The 18,110-nt window shown below is 56.9% G+C and carries 17 protein-coding genes and 1 pseudogene; 10 read left to right on the top strand and 8 right to left on the bottom strand.

All coding sequences use genetic code 11. From position 1 onward, the window contains the following. Positions 1-23: 23 nt before the first annotated feature. Positions 24-815: an FxLYD domain-containing protein gene (locus NBH12_RS05535; RefSeq protein ID WP_115786396.1), complete on the bottom strand. Its 792-nt coding sequence runs from the start codon at positions 813-815 to the stop codon at positions 24-26. A gap of 147 nt (positions 816-962) precedes the next feature. After that, a pseudogene (locus NBH12_RS05530) lies at positions 963-1,373 on the bottom strand (DUF4230 domain-containing protein). Positions 1,374-1,527: 154 nt separating this feature from the next. Here NBH12_RS05530 and NBH12_RS05525 point away from each other — a divergent pair. The 5 genes from NBH12_RS05525 (at position 1,528) to NBH12_RS05505 (ending at position 4,616) form a co-directional block, all read left to right on the top strand. Next, a complete protein-coding gene (locus tag NBH12_RS05525) occupies positions 1,528-2,199 on the top strand; it encodes a hypothetical protein (protein WP_236717498.1) in 672 nt (223 codons plus the stop codon). Between the two features lie 17 nt (positions 2,200-2,216). Further along, positions 2,217-3,263: a hypothetical protein gene (locus tag NBH12_RS05520; RefSeq protein WP_052789622.1), complete on the top strand. Its 1,047-nt coding sequence runs from the start codon at positions 2,217-2,219 to the stop codon at positions 3,261-3,263. Positions 3,264-3,304: 41 nt separating this feature from the next. Continuing rightward, positions 3,305-3,571: a hypothetical protein gene (locus tag NBH12_RS05515; protein WP_054321862.1), complete on the top strand. Its 267-nt coding sequence runs from the start codon at positions 3,305-3,307 to the stop codon at positions 3,569-3,571. A 186-nt stretch (positions 3,572-3,757) separates the two neighbouring features. Next, the gene (locus NBH12_RS05510; RefSeq protein WP_025341635.1) at positions 3,758-4,312 is read left to right on the top strand and encodes a DNA-deoxyinosine glycosylase; all 555 of its coding nucleotides are present in this window, start codon (positions 3,758-3,760) and stop codon (positions 4,310-4,312) included. A 148-nt stretch (positions 4,313-4,460) separates the two neighbouring features. Next, entirely contained in the window at positions 4,461-4,616 is a 156-nt protein-coding gene (locus NBH12_RS05505; protein WP_250819254.1) for a hypothetical protein, read from the top strand. Between the two features lie 33 nt (positions 4,617-4,649). Here NBH12_RS05505 and NBH12_RS05500 read toward each other — a convergent pair whose 3' ends face one another. Together NBH12_RS05500 and NBH12_RS05495 are read right to left on the bottom strand one after the other, a co-directional pair. Then, on the bottom strand, positions 4,650-4,868 hold the full coding sequence (locus NBH12_RS05500) for a hypothetical protein (protein ID WP_052787422.1): 219 nt from the start codon (positions 4,866-4,868) through the stop codon (positions 4,650-4,652). Then, a complete protein-coding gene (locus NBH12_RS05495) occupies positions 4,865-6,445 on the bottom strand; it encodes a Y-family DNA polymerase (protein WP_171842515.1) in 1,581 nt (526 codons plus the stop codon). The genes NBH12_RS05500 and NBH12_RS05495 overlap by 4 nt, the downstream gene beginning before the upstream one ends. A gap of 310 nt (positions 6,446-6,755) precedes the next feature. On the opposite strand from NBH12_RS05495, the gene purF reads away from it, so the two are divergent. The 3 genes from purF (at position 6,756) to purD (ending at position 10,716) form a co-directional block, all read left to right on the top strand. Further along, positions 6,756-8,267 carry an amidophosphoribosyltransferase gene (gene purF, locus NBH12_RS05490; RefSeq protein WP_052828996.1) on the top strand — a complete coding sequence of 504 codons (1,512 nt, stop codon included), beginning with the start codon at positions 6,756-6,758 and terminating at the stop codon, positions 8,265-8,267. A gap of 116 nt (positions 8,268-8,383) precedes the next feature. Continuing rightward, entirely contained in the window at positions 8,384-9,421 is a 1,038-nt protein-coding gene (purM, locus tag NBH12_RS05485; RefSeq protein ID WP_052828997.1) for a phosphoribosylformylglycinamidine cyclo-ligase, read from the top strand. Positions 9,422-9,447: 26 nt separating this feature from the next. After that, positions 9,448-10,716 (top strand): phosphoribosylamine--glycine ligase, encoded by a 1,269-nt coding sequence (purD, locus tag NBH12_RS05480; protein WP_050824720.1) that lies wholly within the window; start codon positions 9,448-9,450, stop codon positions 10,714-10,716. 521 nt (positions 10,717-11,237) lie between these two features. Here the strand turns inward: purD and NBH12_RS05475 are convergent. The 4 genes from NBH12_RS05475 to NBH12_RS05460 all read right to left on the bottom strand — a co-directional run bounded on the left by NBH12_RS05475 (position 11,238) and on the right by NBH12_RS05460 (position 17,319). Then, positions 11,238-12,797, bottom strand: coding sequence for an aldehyde dehydrogenase family protein (locus tag NBH12_RS05475; protein WP_250819253.1), 1,560 nt, complete (start codon positions 12,795-12,797; stop codon positions 11,238-11,240). 118 nt (positions 12,798-12,915) lie between these two features. Next, positions 12,916-14,991, bottom strand: coding sequence for an LTA synthase family protein (locus NBH12_RS05470; protein WP_250819252.1), 2,076 nt, complete (start codon positions 14,989-14,991; stop codon positions 12,916-12,918). 294 nt (positions 14,992-15,285) lie between these two features. Further along, complete coding sequence (locus NBH12_RS05465) at positions 15,286-16,209, bottom strand: metal ABC transporter solute-binding protein (protein ID WP_052822485.1); 924 nt, start codon at positions 16,207-16,209, stop codon at positions 15,286-15,288. A gap of 339 nt (positions 16,210-16,548) precedes the next feature. Then, positions 16,549-17,319 (bottom strand): hypothetical protein, encoded by a 771-nt coding sequence (locus tag NBH12_RS05460; RefSeq protein ID WP_014484022.1) that lies wholly within the window; start codon positions 17,317-17,319, stop codon positions 16,549-16,551. Between the two features lie 50 nt (positions 17,320-17,369). On the opposite strand from NBH12_RS05460, the gene rpmB reads away from it, so the two are divergent. Further along, complete coding sequence (gene rpmB / locus NBH12_RS05455; protein WP_012578240.1) at positions 17,370-17,606, top strand: 50S ribosomal protein L28; 237 nt, start codon at positions 17,370-17,372, stop codon at positions 17,604-17,606. Positions 17,607-17,776: 170 nt separating this feature from the next. Next, entirely contained in the window at positions 17,777-17,947 is a 171-nt protein-coding gene (gene rpmG / locus NBH12_RS05450; RefSeq protein ID WP_012578241.1) for a 50S ribosomal protein L33, read from the top strand. Positions 17,948-18,110 lie beyond the last annotated feature (163 nt).

The following is an 18,110-nucleotide window of genomic DNA, read 5'->3' as shown; positions in this document are numbered from 1 at the left end:
CTATCTGTTGTGTATGGATACGCTTAATCGTCTACTTCATAGTGGTCGACAGATGCCTTCACCTGCGCCGCATCGGCATCGCTACCGGTTTCGAATTTTACCTTTTCTCCTGCAGGCCAAGCATTAGTACTGGCGTATACTTCGGCAGCCTTCACGCCATCGGCATCGTATAGAGCCAATATCAAGTTGACGGTACCGAAATCGATTCCGCTGATGTTTTCGATGACGGCTGAGTATGCGTAGTAGCCATATCCGTCATCAGTTTTCTCAAAAGTCGCAGAGGCAATCAGATTATTCAGCGCGTCTTCCGTTTCCGTCTTTTTCTTGACGGACGAACCGTTGGCAACAATATCATTCAATGGATCTTGATATTTACTGTCTACCGTGAGCTTGTAATTATCGACAAAATCCTTGAGCAATGCCGAACGCTTATCGTATACCTTAGTCCATTCGGTGCTGTAATCCGAGCTGAGATAGGAATAATCCTCGTTCACTTTTTGTGAATCCTCAAGCAGGTTGATATAAGTAATGACTTTCTCCTGCAACTTCGAATCCTTGAACTGCCGCTCTTTCAAAGGCTCATCGTTATCGATTTCAGCCTGAACAGCATCTTTGACATGCTTGACGGAATCGGTATCTTTCTTCTGCTCGTACTGGTCGAGAACATCCGAACGCTTCTGATACGCTTTTGCGATTATGGACATCGCCTCATCATCCGCATAGTCTGGACCGTCATCCTTTTGAGTGTTACCGCAGCCTGCAGCGCCAACGATGAACACCAAACTAACGACCGCTGCAAGTACCGTCTTACCCACGTTTCGTACATAGGAAATCATAAGAGTCCTCTCAATTCCTCGTTTTTCCTATGACGCGACTGCATAACCTCCAAGAATAAATCAGTTCCCAACTGATTTTTGACGATAAATAATTGACCTTGCTATACCATAAAAAAGCGCTGTTACTCATGCCTCATAGCATGAGTAACAGCGCTTGGCAACAATGTAGACTATTTTTTTCGGCTCTGTTGTGTGGATATTCACCGTATACGAGTCCATTTCTGCAATAGATGAATACATCTTTTCAATCACCGTTTTTGCCTGCTCATTAGCATTCTTCAACAAATCCCCCTTATTCAGTTTCTTTTCCGACTGCGTTTTGGCGTCTTTCAAGGCATCTGCTGTATCTGAAACTTCATTGCCGTTAAATAGTGAAGATTCTTCATCAAAGAATCTCAATGAATCCGGGTCCACCGAAACTGACTAGATAGTAGGTGCTGGCAGCGTGATGTCGATGGTTCGATTATGCTTATTGACATCAATCTCAGCCTTACTCAGATCGACGCCGGCACGGGCCTCAAACGTATAGAACATCACAAATGATTTTTTTTATTGAGGAGAGACATGGTGGTGATTAACGCAATTTACAAAAAGCTTTACGCGCAAGACTGTGGCAGCCGACTAAGTGGGGTAAGAAGCTTCTGAAAATCGCGGATTCCATAAGCTACTAAGTGACGGAAGCGAGTGGACAATGCAAACGCGGGAGCATGTGTTGGATACTTTGAATCATGACGGCGCGAAAGTCTTTGCCAAGGGGATGATAAGGCAGGGATGGAATGCTCTAGGTGAGGGAATGCATAACACCGTAGTCGGTATCCAGCATTCGTTGAAGAACAGTGGCAGGGCATGGAATCGTTTCGTCTCCGGATGGCAGGATGCGAAACAGGCCGCGAATGCCGCTCATTCTAACCCAAACAACACGGTGATGAGGGATTTCTGGGATGGTCAGTTCAAGAGATTCGGAGATTGGAGCAAAGGCCACGGGTGGTCCATCGGCAACACAATTATGAATGCCCGAACCGGGTATACCGATTTTCGGGGTATCCACGACATGAAGAATATCGCGGCTGTCGACACCCGTCGGACGGTGTGGGACACCATGAATATTGGCCAGCATTTTTTGGCGTATGCCAACGCGACGTATGACACGTTGAATACGGCGAAAGTGGTGAAGCCGTTTGTGAATCCGACTGCGGATGGTGGTCTGCAGTGGAAGCATTCGCCACAGGATTATTTCAAGACGCTCGTTCCGGATCCAGATCAGTTATGGAATTTCAAGACCATATATCAGGCACCGGGAAAGTTGTCCGATGGGGCGGCTGAGGCATCTAATGCCATTCGAGTTGGTATCAGTGATCTATAAAGGATGGATGATTGACGATGAGCAGGAAATCGGATGCTGCTGAGCGTGGGCGGGAGGCTTACGCGCGGTGGAAGGAGCTTTCGGAGGATGAGAAGAATGAGGATCTTCGTCGGCGTCTTCTCGCCTCCGATCAGAATAATCCCGTGGTCAGGGATATGTTGAAGACTGTCGAGAAGGATATCCGGGGTCGTTCCTCGGCGAATGGTGGTCCGACTCTGGAGTATGAGAGTCATGGTTTGTTTGCGCTGACGGTTCCTCATCTGCATGGTCCGCGTCCGGGGCGTCGTGCGTTCGGAATGCGTGGCGTGGTGTTGAAGTCTTTGTGGTTCCTGTTTGTTTTTGTGGTGTCCGTGGTGGTGCAGGTAGTGTTCATGGATGCGGCGAAGGCGAATGGGTCGGGTGATTGGTGGCCGTTGGCGGCCGTCCCCAATGTTGGGGTGTTCGTCATTGTGTTTGCGTCGATAGCGTTGTCTCCGTTCATCGTTTACGCGATTGGCAGTTTGTGGCCTCGTCTGACCGTGCCTTTCGTGATGTTCGCCTCCTTGGCGATGCTTGCGGCTGGTTCGTTTGTGGGCCAGGAGGTTGGTCGTAGGTGGTTGTGGGACCGGTATGTGGCGACTGGCTTGTTGAAGCCGGGGGATTTCGTGGACTGGTCGTCTGATCGTCTGCCTGCGCCTTTGGCACAACCCGCGTCGGGTGGTTGGTGGGTGACCGGCTTGGTGGCCGGTGTACTGCTGGTGTCGGGTTCCCTGTTCCTGTACCGGGAGGATCGGCATCGTGGGTCGAACATTCTTCCTCGCTATATATCGTATGGTGGCGGCGTGGTTGGTCTGGTCGCGGCCATCGGCATCGCGTTGACCCGTCATGTGAGCGGTTTCGCGTTGGTGGCGGCCCCGCTGGTTGCGTTGTTCGTTGGGTTCCTGTGGTTCCCGTTGGATTTGGCGGCTGCCTGTTTTTGTGTGGATAATCGTCGTGAGTCGTGTGGCGAGTGGCCGGCCGCGTTCTGGCTCACCGCCGAGGCGTTGTTCGTCATTGGCGTGTGTACGGCGCTGCCCATGACGTGACGTCTGGTTGTGTGCTGGGATGGTAGTGCAAAGGAGGGTGAGTGGGGATGTCCATTCGGTTGGATGAGCGACGGTATGTCGAGGAGTTGAAGCGGCTGGTTGCGGATTTCCGGATGTGGAAGAATCCGCTGGTTCCGTTGCCGGATGGCTTCGAGGACGATCTGGCGTGGAGCAATGTTGCCTTCCTTATACTCTTCAAAACCAAAATCGGTTTCCTTGGCCGTAGTAAGATCCTGAATCTTTTCCAACTGCCTGGCCACAACCGAATTGGTCAGAGTCGCCTGAGGATGCAGCATATTGTCAACTGACCTATATCCAAATACCGCAGCAATTGCGCAAACGACGACTAAAACACCAATAAGAATGGCTTGTGCCTTCACTGGCAATTTCTTCCACCTTTTTTCATTGTAAATCCTTCTTCTCTTTGAGGGAATATGACATTAACTGTCCGCCCCCGAACTATTTTCAAGACCAAACGGCATAATATGGGGCTTATGAGCGAACATGTGGAGCATGGGTTTGGGCCGGTGTGGGATGGTGAGTCCCGGGCTTTGATTTTGGGATCGATGCCGAGTCCGAAATCCCGAGCGGCGGCGTTTTACTATATGCATCCGCAGAACCGGTTTTGGCCGGTGATGCAGGCGCTGTTTGCCAACTCCGCTGATCCTACTGACGCTGTCGGCGATTTACCTGAGTCCCGTCGTGCGTTTGCTCTGCGCCACCACATTGCGTTATGGGATGTCATTGCTTCTTGCGATATCACCGGAGCCAGCGATGCCAGCATCCGCAATGCCGTGCCCAACGACTTGGCACCAATCTTGCGCGGCGCTCCGATCGCCCACATCTTCGCAACCGGCGCGAAATCAGCGCAACTTTACCGCAAACTTATCGAGCCGCGCCTGACCGAAGCCGGCATCGCCATCGGTATGACCCAACTGCCCTCCACCAGCCCGGCCAACGCCTCAATGCGTTTGCCGGACCTTATCACCGCCTATCGCGAAGCTTTTCAAAAGGCAAACGTACTAGAGAATGCGTATTGGAAAAACTAGAAGTAGATACCTAAAAGTATGGCGAAACCATCAATCTCGGACGGCAAACCCAGCATCACGAATCCTATCTTGCATCTCATTGGCAATAGCAATACAGCGCGTCCGCGGAATACCAGCCTTCACGCCAACACCAGTCAAATCCGCAACAGTGACGCGCTTCCCCCTTCCGTTCACCGAAGTCGCTTCCAAGCCCAGCCAGCTGGAGAACAACATGAAGGCCGCCGGCTTCAAGATTCCAGCCGATGCGATGGCCGAGATCGACAAGATCACTGGCTTCCACCGCTTTGAGCGTCACGTGGGCTGACGGATCTGAGACTTCCTCCAACGGGAGCGATTGTTAAGCGCCGAAATCGGTATCGCCTTGGGCCTCGGCCTGAGCGATGGCGGTTTCGGCGTTTTTTGCTGCCTGCTCGATGACTTGGCCGTAACCGGTCAGAGCCGCGAACGGCATGAATTGGGCAGCCCGCTGGCGGCGAGACATGTGTGGATGCTTGCGCGACTGGTGATGGGGCAGGTTGATGATGTCATCGTATGCGTGAGTTTCTTGCAAGGTCATGCGCGATGACCTCCAATCTGACGGTTGCGAGTCTGACCGGTGGCACCGTCTTCCATATCCATGGCTTTGATGACGGCGTTGCGGCCGAATTTACGTTTCACATCCAGCAGCGCACGCTGGATATCATGCTCACCATCTCTGTCATCAGCGGGCTCGGACCCATACGATTGAGCCTCGTCATCACCGAACAGGTCGAGCTGCTCATAGCGTTTGCCGGCGGCAAGCTCCTCCGGCGTGGCCACATCATCGGCGATGACGGTCAGGCGTCTCACGAGCAGGCGTGAATCCACAATGCGCTCGTACAGCATCGTCATGGCCTCACGGATACGCGCCGAAGATGACGTGAAATCACCCAAACCAATCGACCCGACCGCGCTCTTGGGCACTTTACGCCCAAACCGGTCGACGGTCACCGGCCCCTGATAACTTTTCGCCGCACGCTCAGCGGCACGTTTCATCGCATAATCAGCGCATGAATCGAGCTTCGACGCGTCCAAACTGCCGATGTCATAGCCAACGGCAAGCGTGAGTCGATTCGTCAGCACGCCTTTATCAACCAAATCGAGGGCGAGCGCATCGGCCATCTCCTTGGTAATCAGTCGGGCCGTGGCATAGTCGGCGGGACCGGTGAGCACCTGCCCACTGCTGATGCTGTGCGCATCCGGCTCATAGGATTGAATGTCTTCAATCTCGCACGGTTCCCAGCCCCATGCATGATCGATCAGCAATTCGGCATTCACGCCGAACATGCGGTACAGCAGATCCTCGTTGTAGTAATCCGAGGCACGCCCAACCGAGCATCGGGCGATATCGCCCATGGTCATCAAGCCGGCATGCTCGAGCTTCTTGGCATAACCACGCCCAACCCGCCAGAAATCGGTGAGCGGACGATGATCCCAGAGCAGCCGCCGGTATGACATCTCATTCAGTTCGGCCACACGCACGCCGTCCGCGTCGGCCGGCATATGTTTGGCGACGATGTCCATAGCGACTTTTGCCAGATACATATTGGTGCCGATACCGGCAGTGGCGGTGATGCCGGTTTCAGCAAGAATCTCGCGCACAATGGTTCGCGCCATCGCATGTGGCCCCATGCCCAGCGAGCGCAGATATGGCGTGGCGTCGATAAACACCTCATCAATCGAATACACATGGATGTGTTCGGGAGCGGCGTACCTGAGATAGATACCGTAGATCTGCCCGCTGACTTCCAAATAATGCGCCATGCGCGGCTTGGCGATGACCATCGAGGCCTTGAGTCTTGGCGAGTGTTCCAGATCGCACGCATCACAGGACTCCCCGATCAATCGACCTCCAGGAGCATGGACCGCGCGCTCGATGTTGACCCCGCTCAAGCGTTGTTTTACCTCGAACAGCCGTGCACGACCAGGAATGCCATAGGCCTTGAGCGACGGTGAGACCGCCAGGCAGATGGTTTTGTCGGTGCGGGTCTCGTCGGCCACCACCAGATGCGTGGTCAACGGGTCGAGCCCGCGCGCCGCACACTCCACCGAGGCGTAGAAGGACTTAAGGTCTATGGCGATATAGACATGCTCGCGTTGCATGTCTCGGGCCATCGCCATCACCTCCTTATCCACTGCCAGCAGCTTGACTAGCATAGCAAAGCAATCGAACATTTGTTCGACAGTGCGCAGCGAATCATTCTCAACAAGAAAAGTGCGAGCAATCCAAACATCTCGGCACAATCGAACATTTCCACAATTGACGGAATATCAGGGCTTCTCGGTGACCAATGTTCATTTCGCCGCCTTTCACCCGCACACTTTTCTTATTGAGAATGATTCGCTGTGAGACAACACGCGATGTAGCCGCCGATTGGTAGGGTTGGCAGATAGTTAATCCCCTGTTTGAAAAAGGAGCTTTGGCTTGTCGGCTGAACTCGAAGACATTCACGAGGAATGTGGCATCTTCGGCGTGTGGGGCCACCCCGACGCCGCCCGACTTACCTATTTCGGCCTGCACGCGCTGCAGCATCGCGGTCAGGAAGGTGCCGGCATCGTCTCCAACGATCACGGCCATCTGACCGGCCACCGCGGACTCGGACTGCTCACCCAGGTGTTCAGCGATGAGCGCGAAATCGAACGGCTCAAAGGCGACCGAGCCATCGGCCACGTGCGTTACGCCACGGCCGGCTCCGGCACCACGGACAACATCCAGCCGTTCATCTTCCGCTTCCATGATGGCGACGTGGCTCTGTGCCACAACGGCAACCTGACGAACTGCCCGTCACTGCGCCGCAAGCTGGAAGACGAAGGCGCGATCTTCCACTCGAACTCCGACACCGAGGTGCTCATGCACCTCATCCGCCGCTCCCTGCAACGCACCTTTATGGACAAGCTCAAGGAAGCGCTCAACACGGTGCATGGTGGCTTCGCCTACCTGTTGATGACCGAAGACGCCATGATCGGCGCACTCGACCCGAACGGCTTCCGCCCGCTTTCCCTCGGCAAGATGAAGAACGGCGCTTACGTGCTCGCTTCCGAAACCTGTGCCCTCGATGTGGTCGGCGCCGAGCTGGTGCGCGACATCCGCCCCGGTGAAATCGTGGTGGTAGATGACCACGGCTACAAGATCGTGCAGTACACCAACAACACGCAGCTGGCCATCTGCTCGATGGAGTACATCTACTTCGCCCGCCCGGATTCCAACATCTACGGCATCAACGTGCACTCCGCCCGCAAGCGCATGGGCGCACGCCTGGCACAGGAATCGCCGGTCGATGCCGACATGGTCATCGGCGTGCCGAACTCCTCCCTGTCCGCGGCCTCCGGCTACGCGGAAGCGGCTGGGCTGCCCAACGAGATGGGTCTGATCAAGAACCAGTACGTGGCCCGCACCTTCATTCAGCCCACGCAGGAACTGCGCGAGCAGGGCGTGCGCATGAAACTGTCCGCCGTACGTGGCGTGGTCAAGGGCAAGCGCGTCATCGTCATCGATGACTCCATCGTGCGTGGCACCACTTCCCGTCGCATCGTCCAGCTTCTGAAGGAGGCCGGCGCCGCCGAAGTGCACATGCGCATCAGCTCGCCGCCGCTCAAGTACCCGTGCTTCTACGGCATCGACATCTCCACCACCAAGGAACTCATCGCAGCCAAGATGAGCGTGGAAGAGATTCGCGACTACATCGGCGCCGATTCGCTGGCCTACCTATCTCTGGACGGCCTGGTCGAATCCATCGGACTGAACGCCGATGCCCCGTACGGCGGCCTGTGCGTCGCCTACTTCAATGGCGACTACCCCACCGCTCTGGACGACTATGAGGCCGACTTCCTGAAGTCCCTCACCCCCGAGGATCGCGTGCGACTGCCTGAGTTCGCGCTGTACAAGAGCAAGTACGTCGGCAACGAGTACAACACCGTGCAGCCGGATGCCCAGTAACTTATCATCAACCCATCCAACAACTCCTTGACCGGAGGCGCTTGCCTCCCCTCAGTCGGCTTCGCCGACAGCTCCCCTCCAGATGGGAGCCAGAATAAGTAGAAAGGCCCAACCAAATGCCACAAGCATATGAGAACGCCGGCGTGAGCGTCGAAGCCGGGTACGAAGTCGTCAAGCGCATCAAGTCGCACGTGGCTCGCACGAACCGCCCCGGTGTGGTCGGCGGTATCGGCGGCTTCGGCGGCCTTTTTGACCTGGCTTCCCTTGGATACAAAGAGCCGGTTCTCATCTCCGGCACCGACGGCGTGGGCACCAAGCTCATGGTCGCCAAGATGGCAAATAAGCACAACACCATCGGCATCGATTGCGTGGCCATGTGCGTCAACGACATCGCCGCTCAGGGTGCCGAACCGCTGTTCTTCCTTGACTACATCGCCTGCGGCAAGAACGATCCGGCTCTGCTCGAGCAGGTCGTGGCCGGCGTGGCCGACGGCTGCGTGCGGGCCGGTTCTGCACTGGTCGGCGGTGAAACCGCTGAAATGCCGGGCATGTACGACGAGGACGAATACGATCTCGCTGGTTTCTCGGTCGGCGTCGCCGAAAAGTCCGCCATCGTGGACGGTTCCACCATTGCCGAGGGCGATGTGCTCATCGGCTTGCCCTCCACCGGCGTACACTCCAACGGCTTCTCTCTGGTGCGCAAGGCCCTGTTCGAGCAGGCTGGCTACACCGTGGACACCGAACTTGACGAGCTGGACGGCGAAAAGCTCGGCGACGTGCTGCTCACCCCCACCAAGATCTACGTCAAGGCTCTCTCCCCGCTGTTCAAGGCAGGCGTGGTCAAGGGCGTGGCCCACATCACCGGTGGCGGCTTCATCGAGAACATCCCGCGCATGATTCCGGACGGCCTGGCCGCTGAGATCGAGCTCGGCACCTGGCCTGTGCTCCCGATTTTCGATGTGCTGGAGAAGGCCGGCAACATCGATCACAAGGAGATGTACAACATCTTCAACATGGGCATCGGCATGGTACTCGCCATCGACCCCGCCCGCAAGGACGAGGCGCTGAAGCTGCTCACCGACAACAACGAGCCCGCTTACGTGCTCGGCTCCATCACCGCCGACACCACCGGCACGCAAATCGTACTGAAGTAACTCGCTTTCCGCAGGAAAGGAACAACATGGGTCAGAAAGTATTGGTCATCGGCTCCGGAGCGCGTGAGCACACCATCGCCTACACGCTGCTCAAGGCACCGAGCGTTGACGAAGTCACCGTGGCCCCCGGCAACCCGGGCATGCTCAAGGACGGCATCCACACCACGCAGCTCAGCCAGTCGAACCACGCCGCACTCATCGACTTCGTGAAGGACAACGACTACGACTGGGTGCTCGTCGGCCCGGAAGTCCCGCTGATCGAAGGCATTGTGGACGATTTCGCCGCCGCCGGCATCAAGGCGTTCGGCCCATCCAAGGCCGCCGCCCAGATTGAAGGCTCCAAGGATTTCGCCAAGCAGCTCATGGACCGTCACAACATTCCGACCGCCCAGTACAAGACCTTCAGCGATCTTGAGCTGGCTCAGGACTACGTACACGAGCATGGTGCTCCGATCGTTATCAAGGCCGATGGCCTGGCCGCCGGCAAGGGCGTGACCGTGGCCATGGACGAGCTCACCGCTCAGCGTGCTCTCGAAGACATCTTTATCGACCACCGCTTTGGCTCTGCCGGCGCCAAGGTCGTTATCGAGGACTTCCTGGACGGTCAGGAATTCTCCCTGATGAGCTTCGTCAACGGCACCGATTTCTGGCCGATGCCAATCTCCCAGGATCACAAGCGCGCCCATGACGGCGACGAAGGCCCGAACACCGGCGGCATGGGTGCCTACAGCCCGGTTCCGCAGATTCCGCAGTCCGTGGTTGACGAAGCCATCGAAACTATCGTGCGCCCCACCGTTGAGGGCATGGCTGAAGAAGGCACGCCGTTCACCGGCATTCTGTACGCCGGCCTGATTGCCACTGCCGACGGCCCGAAGGTCATTGAATTCAACGCTCGTTTTGGCGATCCGGAAACCGAAGTCGTGCTCCCCAAGCTCACTTCCGACCTTGGCGCTGGCATCTCCGCCATTCTCGACGGCGAAACCCCTGAGTTCACGTGGAACGAGTCCAACGCCACCCTTGGTGTGGTGATTGCCTCCAACGGCTACCCGGAGAACGTTATCAAGGGTGCTCACGTGCCCGAAATCGACGTTGACGAGGATTCTCACGTCTACTACGCCGGTGTCGCCTCTGACGAGCACGGTAACCTTGTGGCCAACTCTGGCCGCGTGCTGCTCGTTGAGACCTCCGCTCCGGATATCAAATCCGCGCAGGACAAGGTCTACGCAATCATCGATAAATTCGAACTGCGGGGAATGTTCTATCGCCACGACATCGGCTTCAAAGCCCTGAAGTAGCAGAACGGCGCATCTGCCGCGTTGCTGTCTCGTCGACGTACCTGTTGCGCTACACGCAACCGTTGCGGTACAGCCGCTCCCCTCAGGTGAGGACAGCCCACTGGGCTGTCCTCTATACAGTTCGGCACCTTCCTCGACGCGCCTTGCAGCTGCACCACTTCTGCTACTTCAGGAAACCTGAACGCTTGATGATGGAGCGTTAGCCGCGTATTTTGGCCCGGTAGTCGATTTTGACTCTTTTTTACGAACCGGGACAGTTGCTCACCTTCAGTATGGAAGTATTCGGGATTCCTCTCCATGCTCAACAGCGTCGTTTCGCCATTCCCTATGGATACCAACAGTATGTCTGCCGATGATTTTGTCCCGGTACACAATAATTGGCCAAAATCCGCTACCGGGACAGCGATATTTGTCCCAGCACGGAAGTTAATCGATTAACCCAACTACCGGGACAGCAAACATTCGCCGTATCAGAGTAACCATCGGTGAATAGCAGAAAATTTCACCGAAAACATCATCATTCAACTCAGCTTTGAGATGAGATCCATCAGCTTGGCTTTGGCCTCGTTGAATGGCGGATATACCAACCGTAGGGTGTCGGGGAACTGCGGCTTGCTGACCACGGTTTTGATGTGACTGAACGTGCGGAAGCCCGCTTTGCCGTGATACGCACCGATACCGGAACCGCCCACACCACCGAACGGCAGTCGGCTGGAAAGCAGATGGCCCAGCGGCAATGAGTATCCAAGAGCACCGGAACTGGTCTGGCGCTCGAAGGCAAGCCGCACTTCATGGTCGTGCGAAAACACATATGCTGCCAACGGGCGAGATCGCCGATTGATGAAACGAATTGCAGCCTCGGCATCTTCGACCACCACGATCGGTAGAATCGGGCCGAAAATCTCCTCCCCCATCACCGGCGCATCCGGCTGCGTGCCGTACAGCACGGTAGGAGCAACGTAGCGAGCAGCCCGGTCGACCTTACCACCGCACATCACACGGCCGGCCGGATCCACCACGCCAGGCACCGCAACAATACCGGTCTCAGCGGTATCAGGACGGGCCTCAGCTGCCGTATTTCCAGACGCAGCGGCATTAATGCGTTTCCCGACCATGTCCACCGCAGCACCAACCGCAGACGCCACCTGAATCAGCGGAGAGCTCGACTCATCAGAGGGCACGGTACCGACCGGCAGCAGCTTGCAGAGTCTGTCAAAGTGCCGTTCGTTGATGATACGGCCAAAGTTCGGCGAATCCTGTGGGTTCTTGCCATAGAACTCGGTGACTGCCACGGCAATACGTTTGGCCAACGCTTCAGCCACATCCGGCGTGGCAAGCACATAGTCAGGCGCCACGCAGGTCTGCCCGGCATTGGTGAATTTGCCCCACACAATGCGGCGTGCAGCCACGTTGATGTCCGCAGTACGATCCACAAAACATGGCGACTTGCCGCCAAGTTCCAAAGTGACCGGCGTCAGGTTCTCGGCCGCCGCCCTCATCACGATTTTGCCGACGCGCCCGCCACCGGTATAGAAGATATGGTCGAACGGATTCTTCAGCAGATCACCGGTTTCCTTAGGTCCACCTTCAACCACATGCACCGCCTCGGCATCGAGGTATTGCGGCACGAGTTCAGCAAGCAGTTTGGATGTATTCGGTGAGAGCTCGGACGGCTTCAGACAGACGGCATTGCCTGCGGCGAGCGCGTCGGCCATCGGCTCCAAAGCCAGCAATACCGGATAATTCCACGGTGAGATGATAAGCACCACGCCTTTGGGCTCGGCGATCGTCCATCCGGCGGCAGGCTGCAGCATCCAATGCATCGCCTTGGGATGCCGGGCAGTCCACAGGCCCAGACGATTGCGTACAAACTGCGCCTCGCCAGCCACCAGGTTCAGTTCCATAAGCACTGTTTCAGCCGCGGGCTTGCCCAAGTCGGCCATGGCCGAGGAGATGAAAGCATCACGGTTCTCCATAACCAGACGGCGCAATGCGTTCAACTGTGCACGTCGCCATGCCAGCGGCCGCGTGAGACCGGATTCGTAGGCAACTTTAAGTTGTTCGAAAGTCTCGTTCGTCATGGAAGCCCCCTTACTTTACGGCAGTGCTACTGCAATTTCAGACGGGCTGTACCCGCGCCTTGCTGGCTCGCCTGTCGGCTCGCACGCTGCCTACAGACAGCCTACTAGGCCGTCTGCTTTACGGCAGCGTCATAAAATCAGTATCTTTCAGATAGTTTTTGCCGGCGGTGATGTCGTATTGGATGAGTTTGTAGTCGGCAAGCAGCTGCTTGGTTTCGGCGTCAAAATCATCCTCGGACATCGGGTTGCCGTTTTGATCGAGATAGATGTTCTGGCCTTCGGGAATACGATCCCATCCCTGAATCTTGTTGACCACGGGCGGTTCCATGGCGGCAATCTTGGCATGCATTTCGGTCAGGAATGCCAGATACGGGCTCACCTCGGCGTCCATATGTTCGGCAGCCTGCGCCACGAAGAAGTTCGGCGACGAGTAGGCCGCATCGCTGGCCTTGTTACCTTGGGTGCTTGAGGCCTTGTTCGACCAGATGAAGTAGTCGGTCAAATGCAGCGCCAGGGAGTTGTTTTCATCCCCGCTGGCGGAAGAATAGATGCCGGGCAAGTGGTCACCGTAGAACACCACGGTGACGGGCTTATCGAGTGCATCCAGCTCGTCCAAGAACTCCTGCGTGGCCTGATCGGTAATCTCTACGCCCTTCTGGTAGGTCTCGATTGACTGCTGCTCGTCGTCGCCCAGCGGCGTACCAGTGGTGGATTCGGCGGTGTAGTCGTTGTTCTCATACCATTCGTGGTAGGGCATGTGGTTCTGCATGGTGATGATCTGGATGAACTTGCTCGCAGAACCGTCCTTGATGCCTTCCAAAGCGGAATCATAAGATGACTTATCAGAAACGTACGGCGACTCGTCGATCTTGTCCTGATACTTGATCACGTCCGGTCCGGTCAATGTGTAGAAGTGCGAGAAGCCAAACTTCTTGTAGTTCGTGGCTCGCGAGTACATGCTGGACTCATACGGATGGTAACCAAGCGAGTTGGCGGGCGCACCCCACAGCTGATTGATGGTGGGGGTCCAATGCTGGCTGGGCACCAGCTGCTGGTATGGGCTGGATAGCGAGGAATCGAAGTTGGCCATGCTCAGGCCGGACAATCCCATGTATTCCAGGTTGGCCGTACCACCGCCGTAGCCGGAGGAGAGCATCAGACCGGAAGTGGTGCTTGCCTTGATTTTGCGGATGTTGGGCATTGAATCCTTGTTGACTTTCAGCCCTGGCACACGCGACGGGTCGGAGAAGGATTCGGAAAGCACGTACACCACGGTGGAATCATTGAGGTTGTTGGTACGGGAAGCGTTGATGGTTTCGGCTTCCTGCTGATACCGGGCCGCAACCTTCTTCATGGTCTCCTCGGAATAGTCACTTGGCTTGTCCATGATTTTCGGGTTGAGCTGGCGGGTGAACGCCACCAGCGGACCGTTGCGCTGCGCGTCATATACGGAATCCCACATGGACGGAATGTCACCCATGGTACGAGAAAACTTGTTGGCCACGGAGTCGGTGGTGCTCACCTGAATGCAATACAGTGCGAATATCAGAACCGGCAGCAGCAGCAAAATCAGTCGGGAGGTGAGATTCAAGCTCAAATTGTCCGTACGAATCATGCGGCCTTTGCGCCCGTCAAAGTGCCGCATCACCAGAATCGCGGCAAGCAGTACGGCGAACGCGCCGAGTGCCACAAGAATCGTTACATGCGCTCCAGCCGGGATGAACGTCAGCATATTGCCGGTGTTCGAGCCGAGGAAACCGAGGTCGGCCGGCAAGATGGCCTCATAGCGAATCTCGATTTTGAAGTGTTCGATGGCGGCCACAATGATGCCGACGCCAAGAATCACGATGCTGGCGGTCCAGAACCGGTTGAACAACATAAGCAGCATGAGGTACAGCAGCGCCACAAGCAGTATGTTGAGCACGAATACGAAGTTGCCATCGGTCCACATCTTGCTTACAAAGCCGAATCCGACCGTGGGGCTGGATAGCTGCACGCGGGTGGAGCTGGAGGAGACGCCCACTTCGAGCGCGGCCACGACAATGATGTCAAAAATAACGAACAGCACGCCGTATACCCAGCTGGGGAAAGGCTTGTACGTGCGCTTGGGCGTGACTTCGTCAGCCTCGGTCCGCTTGGACCAAAGCTTGAAACGGGGTTTCACTGTGGTGATACTGCTAGTGTTTTCGCTCATTCGCCTGTTTCCGTATGTGACTGTTCAAGGGCATATTGTTGCCGCCGAACCTTGGAAAATCCATAGTTCCACTGTTTTTCTTACTGTTTCCTAACTATTTACCCTAACGCAAAGGGTGCCTCGGGGTATCCCCGAAACACCCTGATTGATAAGGAGCCTTCCCTGATATCGCATCTATTGCCGCGTGATATCAGGCCAATCGAATTACCTTAAGGTGTATCCCCACACGATCCTTTCAGACACCCCATTATCGAGTTGACCTGCATGCATATACGGCAACATATGCGGTTTGGGCTACTTCACAGCGGCGGCGAACTGGTCGACCAGTGCGCTCATCCAGTCAAGCAGGTTGGTGTACTGCTTTGGCATCTGCTCGGTGAGCTCCACGATCGGCACGTTGGCATCCTTGGCGACGCCGGTGATCTGGTCGGTGGTGGAGTTGGCTTCCTGGCTGTTGAAGACCAGCATCTTGATGGAGCCGACCTTCAGCGTGTCCTGGAAGTCCTTGATGTCAGCCGGGGTCGGCTCGCTCTCGTTGGCGGAGGCCTGGGCGTAGCCCTTCGGAGTGGCGTCGGTCATCTTGAGGTCGTCGGCCAAGTACCAAGCCACGGATTCAGTGGCGGCGTAGGGCAGGTTCTCGGTCTTGGAGGAAGTGTCCTTGATCTTGGATTCGAGCTGGTCTTCCTTGGCATGCCAGTCCTTGTTGAACTTGGCGTAGTCGTCCTTGTGGCTCGGATCGGCCTTCTGGTAGGCGGCGGTGATGGCGTCCGCGGTGTTGGAGCGCACCTTGGCGGAGAACCAGACGTGCGGGTTGTCGCCTTCCTTGATGCCGGCGGTTTCGGCGGCGGTGACCAGCGTGGCCTTGGTGGACTGCGCGGCCTTGGTGGCCCACGGGTCGTAGTCGGCTCCGTTGACCACGGCAACCTTGGCGGTGCCAAACTTGGCGACATCCTGGCTGGTGGGTTCGTAATCATGTGCTTCGACGTTGGTCTTGGTCATGATGTTGGTGACTTCGACGTTGCTACCGCCGAGGTCCTTGGCCACGGAACCCCACTGGTTGATGGAGGCGACGACCTCGATCTTGCCGGAAGACGCGGCGCTGCTGGAATCGGACTTGCTGCCGGCGGCATTGCTGGAACCGCAGGCGGCCATCGAGAACAGGGTCGCCGAGGCGGCCGCGATGGCGAGCGCGCGCTTGGCGTTGGACATGATGGACATGATTGGATTTTCCTCTCTAATTCAGCTGTTTGGCTGGGCGATGTTGCTGTTGCTGCATCATCGCTCGGCCACCCACACGACAGAATAACATGTATTGAGAATTATTATCATTTGCATTTATATCGGCGTGTTGCACGCGCACACCCGCGCTGCCGGCGGAAATCCCGCGCCCCGACGACGGCAACGCGGGATCCCGCCGTTTTCGGCAGACGAAACGGCAGTATCCCCGCGTCCGAACGATACCCGCGCGGGGGTTCTGCCATTTAAAGCCTCGGAAACGACAGAAATCCCGCGCCACCTTCGTTCGGACGCGGGGGGTTCTGCCGTTTGCCGCACATGTCACAACGGCATCGCGGCACAGACCGACGCCTGCACCAGGTCGACGAGCCCCACGGTGTGGGCATCCTCACAGACCAGCGCATCACGCAAGGCGATTGCACGGATGATGTCGCGGCAGGCGCACTCCCCGTCTGTACCCAAATGGCGTGCCAGGCAACCGGCACCAATGACCGGCAATTCGAGCACGCACGAGGCCTCACGGATCAGGCGGGAGACCACTACGCCGGTCGAACGCTCGTCATAGACGCCGTTCTCCTCGCCCATGCCGTACAGGCACAAACGGTCGTCGTCAAAGAATCGCTCTTCGAATTCGTCAAGGCCTACGGCATTGGCCACCGCACCCACGAACATCGACTCACCCCACTCGTTGAGACGGAAGGAATCGGCCAGATACTGCGCGACCGGCGTGGCCTCAAGGCCCACAGGCAGCGAGACCAGAAACGCGCCGGCCCGACCTTGCAGCGATCCGAGCGTCCGTTCAAGGTCATGTTTGACCGCGCAGCTCATGCAGCACCCCTCGAGCCCGAACGAATCGGACTCGCCGAACACCACCCCGCTTGCCTGGGGCTTCGCGACGTTGCGCACGATATCGAGACCGGATTCCACGGCTTCGTTCGGGCGCACGTCATAAGCAATCGAGCATACGGACGGGAAGGAATCGACCAACGAGAACGCCACGGAGTCCAGGCTCAGGCGGTCGGCGCCGGTGAGCAGCACCACGGGCGTGCGCCCCTCCGCGTTTCCCTGTGATTGCAATGCCGGATGAATCATGACAGCCTTTCTGATTTGATAATGGTTATCATTATGATATAGTTGCAGGCATGTCCAAAACATGTCAAATTCTGGGAACACGCGCCGGGGTCGGCAACCGCGTCTCCCACTCGCACAGGAAAACACGCCGAACCTTCGCCCCGAACCTGCAGTCCAAGCGGTACTGGGTGCCGTCCTTGCAGCGGCACGTCACGCTTACCGTGAGCGCCAAGGGCATCAAGACCATCGACCGCATCGGCATCGAGGCGGCGATCGCCCGCATCCGCCGCGATCAGAACGTCAACTGAACCGGCCACGGCATCACCCCCATGCTCGGGCAGTCAGTAGGCCCGCCACTGTGCCGGCGCGTAACCGCGCAACAAACCGCGCTAACGAGCTGCATCACCCACATGGCACCGCGACGTACGCGACATACGTGACATAACAGCGTGACACCCACACATAGAAAGCACCACTCATGGCAAGCAAATCCTCCGCAATCCGCCCGGTCATCACCCTGAAGTCCACGGCCGGCACCGGATTCACCTACACCACCACCAAGAATCGTCGTAATACGCCGGACCGTCTTGAGCTCACCAAGTTCGATCCGGTAGTCCGCAAACGGGTGCTCTTCCGAGAGACCCGCTAATCCATCTGTTCGTTCATTGGACACCAGTCGCGAGGCGAGGAAGAGGCTTAAGCACCCGCCGAAATCGTTTCCTTGTTGGCATTCCGGCGGTTTCCTCTATCACCATTTCATGAACTCATCTTCCGAACCTTGCGGCATGCGCCCAATGAACGAATGCACTCGT

Source organism: Bifidobacterium sp. M3-N-101, assembly GCF_023656805.1.
Lineage (GTDB): Bacteria > Actinomycetota > Actinomycetes > Actinomycetales > Bifidobacteriaceae > Bifidobacterium > Bifidobacterium breve.
Note: the sequence above shows the minus strand (reverse complement) of the source record. Positions and strands in the feature narration are given on the sequence as shown.

Coding starts and splice junctions, on each gene's coding strand:
- NBH12_RS05525 (WP_236717498.1), top strand. CDS start 1,528: ATGCAAACGCGGGAGCATGTGTTGGATACTTTGAATCATGACGGCGCG.
- NBH12_RS05520 (WP_052789622.1), top strand. CDS start 2,217: ATGAGCAGGAAATCGGATGCTGCTGAGCGTGGGCGGGAGGCTTACGCG.
- NBH12_RS05510 (WP_025341635.1), top strand. CDS start 3,758: ATGAGCGAACATGTGGAGCATGGGTTTGGGCCGGTGTGGGATGGTGAG.
- NBH12_RS05500 (WP_052787422.1), bottom strand. CDS start 4,868: ATGACCTTGCAAGAAACTCACGCATACGATGACATCATCAACCTGCCC.
- NBH12_RS05495 (WP_171842515.1), bottom strand. CDS start 6,445: ATGGCCCGAGACATGCAACGCGAGCATGTCTATATCGCCATAGACCTT.
- purM (WP_052828997.1), top strand. CDS start 8,384: ATGCCACAAGCATATGAGAACGCCGGCGTGAGCGTCGAAGCCGGGTAC.
- purD (WP_050824720.1), top strand. CDS start 9,448: ATGGGTCAGAAAGTATTGGTCATCGGCTCCGGAGCGCGTGAGCACACC.
- NBH12_RS05475 (WP_250819253.1), bottom strand. CDS start 12,797: ATGACGAACGAGACTTTCGAACAACTTAAAGTTGCCTACGAATCCGGT.
- NBH12_RS05470 (WP_250819252.1), bottom strand. CDS start 14,991: ATGAGCGAAAACACTAGCAGTATCACCACAGTGAAACCCCGTTTCAAG.
- NBH12_RS05465 (WP_052822485.1), bottom strand. CDS start 16,209: ATGTCCATCATGTCCAACGCCAAGCGCGCGCTCGCCATCGCGGCCGCC.
- NBH12_RS05460 (WP_014484022.1), bottom strand. CDS start 17,319: ATGATTCATCCGGCATTGCAATCACAGGGAAACGCGGAGGGGCGCACG.
- rpmB (WP_012578240.1), top strand. CDS start 17,370: ATGTCCAAAACATGTCAAATTCTGGGAACACGCGCCGGGGTCGGCAAC.
- rpmG (WP_012578241.1), top strand. CDS start 17,777: ATGGCAAGCAAATCCTCCGCAATCCGCCCGGTCATCACCCTGAAGTCC.